Raw genomic sequence first — 4,508 nt, 5'->3', positions numbered from 1 at the left:
TAAGAGACAGCGCCCGGGCCGGCGCCGGGGGCGGGGGGACCGCCGCCGGCGCCGGCCCGGACAGGAGCGGCAGGACCGGAACGAGACCCAGTCCGAGCCGGGTGGCGATCACCGCCGGTCCGGGGAGGCCCCGACGGAACGCGCCGGGCCGGCGGCGTGCCGTGCGCACGGGCGTCAGCGGGGGCCGAAGCCGGCCGGGACGGACGCCGGGTCCACCTCGGCGCGGCAGACGCCGCCGCGCACCATCTCCAGGTGCATCTCGACGATCGGCCGGGCGGAGAGCGCGGCGGCGGTGATCTCCTCATCGGTGCCGTACTCGACCTGCGTGTCGATCAGGTCGAGGGTGTCCAGGTGGGCCTCCTCCTGGGCGAGGAGCCAGGCGGTCTCGTACTCGGCGGTCCCGGCGAGCGCGGAGACCTCCTCCAGGGTGCGCTGCTGCTCGGGCGAGGGCGCGTCGGGCAGGTCCACGCCGCGGGCGTCGGCGAGGGCGGTCACGTCGGCGTCGAGGAGCGTGTGGTCGCGTATCAGCACCTCGCCGACGTGGCGGACGCATTCGTCGCCGGAGTTGGCCAGGGCGTCCTCGCCGGCGAGGATCTCGGTGAGGTTGCCCTGGCGCGACTGCTGCAGGTAACCCGCGTCGGTCGCGGTGTCGTCGGCGAGGGCGGTTCCGGTGGAGGTGCCCACCACGGCGAGGGTGGTGACGGCGACGGCGACGAGTCGGGTGCGCTTCATGTGTGTCCTCCTGTGCGGAAGGTATGCGGGAGCACCATCCGTTCGGGTGGCCCCGCCGCCGATGGTTGGGCCGTTCGGGAGGATCCGCATCCGCGTGTGGGCCGGTCGGGCGACCCCCGGCCCCCCGACCGGCGGGGAATCGGGAGTGTCCCGGGGGGTTGGCGGGCAGGGCTGCGGACATGGCAGCGGAGACACCAGGGGCGCGCGACGACGCGGCACAGGGGAACGGAACCGGCGACACCACGGGCACGAGGGGATCCGGTGGGCCCGGTGGGCCCGAGCGGAACGAAGCGGGGGTGGAACGGCGGGACGGGCCCGACGCCGCCCACCGGCGTCCCGAGGGGGTGGACGACGCGACGGTCGAGGCCACCGGCCTGGTCTCCAAGGCGCTGGAGACGATCGAGCGGGCGCGCGGCCACCTGTACTCGTTCCACCAGCTCACCGGGACCGCCGACCTGATCCTCGGCGAGGCGGTGGAGAAGCTGCGGGAGGCCGGGCACAGCGTGCAGGCGGAGCTGCTGGAACGGGAGATCGTCGGGCGCAACGTGCTGCCGGGCCGGTGGACCTTCCAGGTGGTGGAGGACTACAACTCCACGTACTACAAGCCGTTCACGGCGGCGGAGGAGCGGATCCGGCAGGAGTTGGTGGCAGGTCGGGACCACCTGTACGAGGCGGAGATGAAGGAGGAGCGCCGCACCCGGCACCACCCGGAGCACCGCGCCCTGCCGTGAGGCGCCCGGGCGGGTGCCGATCGCGCCGGAGGCGCCGCGCCGGCCCTTCCCACCCTGCCGAACGGGCCGGGTCCCCGGGGCACGGAACCATCCGCCCCCGGGGACCGGGACGGTCAGTCCTCCTCGCGCTCCCCCCGGCCCTCCCACTGGCCGCGCAGGCGTTCCAGTTCGCGCCGGTCGCGCTTGGTGGGACGGCCGGTGCCCCGGTCGCGGATGCCGGGCGGGGCGACCGCCTCGCGCGGCGGGGGCGGTGGGCTGTTGTCGACCAGGCACTCGGCGGCGACCGGCGCACCGACCCGCTTGCGCACCAGTTTGCGGACCTCCACGATCCGTTCGCGGATGCCCTGGCGCAGCCGGACCTCGTCGCCCGGTCGCAGGGGGTGGGCGGGTTTGACCCGTGAGCCGTTGACCCGTACGTGTCCGGCCCGGCAGGCCGCCGTGGCCTGCGAGCGCGTCTTGACCAGCCGCACCGACCAGATCCAGGTGTCGGTGCGAACACTTCCGCCGGCGCCGTCCCCGCCGTTGTCCACCGTCATGCCCCCGACTCTACGCACCCACGGGGCGATCCATCCGGGTCCGACGGGGCGGTCCTGTCACCGTGTGGTATCCGTCCTGTCACAGGAGGTGTGAGCCGGCGCACATCGGGCACCGGAACCGGGTGCCGTGCGGCGCCGGGGGCCGCACGGGGAGGGGCGCGACGCATGGAAACGACAACGGGGGACGGCATACCGGTCGGACCGGTCGAGGACGACGAGGCCATTCGGGCCGTGCACGTCCTCCTGGACCCGGGATGGTCGGCGGATCCCCGTCGCCGGCGTCCGGCACTGGTGGTCGTGGGCGGGCGCGGAGCGGGGAAGACGACGTTCCTGGAGACGCTGCGGGACCGGGCCGAGCGCCACCTGCCGCACGTCCGGGTGGACTGCGCCGACCCACGGCACGAGAGCGTGCCGCACGCCCTGTCGGTGATCGCCGGTGGGTTGACCCGGTACCGTCCGCGCTATCGCCGCCTGCGGTTCCCGCGCCTGCTCATCGGCCTGCTGGTGATCGAGCGGGGCCTCGGGAGCCCGGACGGCCCACGGGACTTCGAACGGGCGCGTGCGGAGATGCGCACCCTGCTGCGCCGCCGGCGGGACAGCGGTCGGTCCCGACGGTTCCTGCGGGAGGTGGCCGGGGCCCCGTGGGAGATGGACGTGGCACTGGGGCCCTTCGCCTCGGCCCTGCGATTACCGACGTGGGTGGTCTCGGCGCTGATCGGGGCCGGTTTCCCGCCCCGCGCGCAGCGCTGGTACGGACACCGGGACGAGGGGCATCGGGACCGGCCGATCGACGTGCTGCTGGAACTCTCCGCCCGGGCCCGGGAGGCCGAGGGGGCGGAGGACGACCCACCGGGCATCGGCGACACGACGGGGGCGACACCCGCTTCCCCGCCCGCGGACGGCCCGGCCGAGGGCCGCGGCCGAAGACCCGTAGCCGCCGGGGAGGCGGTACGGGCCGCGCGCGAACACGCCCGGCGCGAGGTGGCGGAGATGCTCTTCCGGGCGTTCCTCGCCGATCTGCGGGACTGTCCGCGCCGGATCCGGCGACTGCCGACCCCGCTGGTGCTGTTGGACAACGCCGACACCCGGGCGGGCCGCGATCTGCTCCACGGACTGACCGGCACGGGCCCCGGCGTGGAGGGCACGGCGCCCCGGGCCGAACCGCTGACCGTCGTGGCGACGATGGCCTCCCCACCGATCGGGTACCCCGACACGACGGCGGGGGTGTCCCCGCCGCCCCCGCCGGGAACGGCGGCGGCTCCCCACCCGGTGGGGACCCCGCCTCCTGCCCCGGACGCCTCCTCGGGACCCCTCTCGCCCGCTCCCGATTCGGCCGTCGCGCCGAACCCGTCGGGGTCGGTCTCCCTCGCCACCCGGGCCGCGCTCACCGGTCGGGCGGGCGATCCACCGACACGTCCCCTGACACACCGTCTGTCACTTCTGTCGCCGGCGGAGGTGCGCCGCTTGATGGGTACCGGCCCCGCCGGGGCGGATCGCCGGCCGGCGCGGCTGGTGCACGATCTGACCGCCGGGCACCCGGAACCGGCGGCACTGCTGGCCCGGGTGGCGGCCCGGTGGGAGGTGCCCGTCACCGGGACGGTGGCGCTGCTGACGGAGCCGGTACCGGCGGCTCTCGTCACGGACGGGCCCCGGCCGCCGGAGAGCGTGGAACAGCGGTTGGTGCGCCGGCTGCTGCCGGGGGACGGGAGATCGGACTCCCCCGCCCTGTCGGCGTTCACGACCTGCGCGGCGGCGCGCGACGAACGGGAACGGCTGTGGTTGACGCACCGAGTGGAACTGGTCACTCCCGCCCGGGGGGAGATGGTGCGCCGGGCCATGGGCTCCGGCGAGCCCGGGTGGGTGGTGTTGGGGCATCTGTTGGCCCGCCGCCTGGCCCGCCGGGCGGCCGACCATCCGGCGTCCCCGGCCGCCGTGCACGGACGGTTGGCGGAGTTCTGTCGGGAGCGGGGGGATCGCGCGGGTGAGTTGTACCACCGCCTGGCATGCGGGGAATCGGCAGCGGTGGCCGCCGAGTTGACGACCGAATTGCACCGGATGCCGGGGCGGCGATGGTTGGACCTCGTGTACGCCGTGGTGCGGGCTCCCTGCGGTGTTCCCGGTGAGCAGGAACTGCCGCCCCACGACCGTTTCCTGCGGTTGTTGGGGCGCTCGGAGGAGGTGACACGGCGGAGGGACGGGCCCGCCGGGGAGACCGCCGTCGGGGAGTCCACTCCCGACACCGGGGACCCGGGGCGATGGGTCGCGCATCTGGTGGCCGCCCTGCGGGTGGTGGTTGATCCGGTGGGCGGTACGGACCGGCAGTACCTGTACGAACAGATCGCGCACGTGATGGGGCAGTTGGCGCCCATGTCGCCGGACGGTCTGGTGGAACTGCACCGGGAGGCGGCCGGGCACCGGCGCCGGGCGGCCTGGTGGGGCTGATGCCGCGCGGGGGACCCGCGGGGCCCGGGCAATCGGGAGGAATCGGGGATGGGGCGAACAAGGGGCC

The 4,508-nt window shown here is 75.2% G+C and carries 4 protein-coding genes; 2 read left to right on the top strand and 2 right to left on the bottom strand.

Annotated elements, in window-relative coordinates:
* Positions 1-174: 174 nt before the first annotated feature.
* Positions 175-732: a DUF4142 domain-containing protein gene (locus FOE67_RS17635; RefSeq protein WP_182665409.1), complete on the bottom strand. Its 558-nt coding sequence runs from the start codon at positions 730-732 to the stop codon at positions 175-177.
* A 296-nt stretch (positions 733-1,028) separates the two neighbouring features.
* On the opposite strand from FOE67_RS17635, the gene FOE67_RS17630 reads away from it, so the two are divergent.
* Positions 1,029-1,463 carry a hypothetical protein gene (locus FOE67_RS17630; RefSeq protein WP_182665407.1) on the top strand — a complete coding sequence of 145 codons (435 nt, stop codon included), beginning with the start codon at positions 1,029-1,031 and terminating at the stop codon, positions 1,461-1,463.
* A 113-nt stretch (positions 1,464-1,576) separates the two neighbouring features.
* Here the strand turns inward: FOE67_RS17630 and FOE67_RS17625 are convergent, their stop codons facing one another.
* Positions 1,577-1,999, bottom strand: coding sequence for an RNA-binding S4 domain-containing protein (locus FOE67_RS17625; RefSeq protein WP_182665405.1), 423 nt, complete (start codon positions 1,997-1,999; stop codon positions 1,577-1,579).
* A 165-nt stretch (positions 2,000-2,164) separates the two neighbouring features.
* Between FOE67_RS17625 and FOE67_RS17620 the strand changes: the two genes are divergently transcribed.
* Positions 2,165-4,441, top strand: a complete 2,277-nt coding sequence (locus tag FOE67_RS17620; RefSeq protein WP_182665403.1) for a hypothetical protein — start codon at positions 2,165-2,167, stop codon at positions 4,439-4,441.
* The last annotated feature ends 67 nt before the right edge of the window (positions 4,442-4,508 follow it).

The sequence above is a fragment of the Streptomyces calidiresistens genome, assembly GCF_014141525.1.
Lineage (GTDB): Bacteria > Actinomycetota > Actinomycetes > Streptomycetales > Streptomycetaceae > Streptomyces > Streptomyces calidiresistens.
This window is presented reverse-complemented; position numbering and strand designations above follow the sequence as displayed.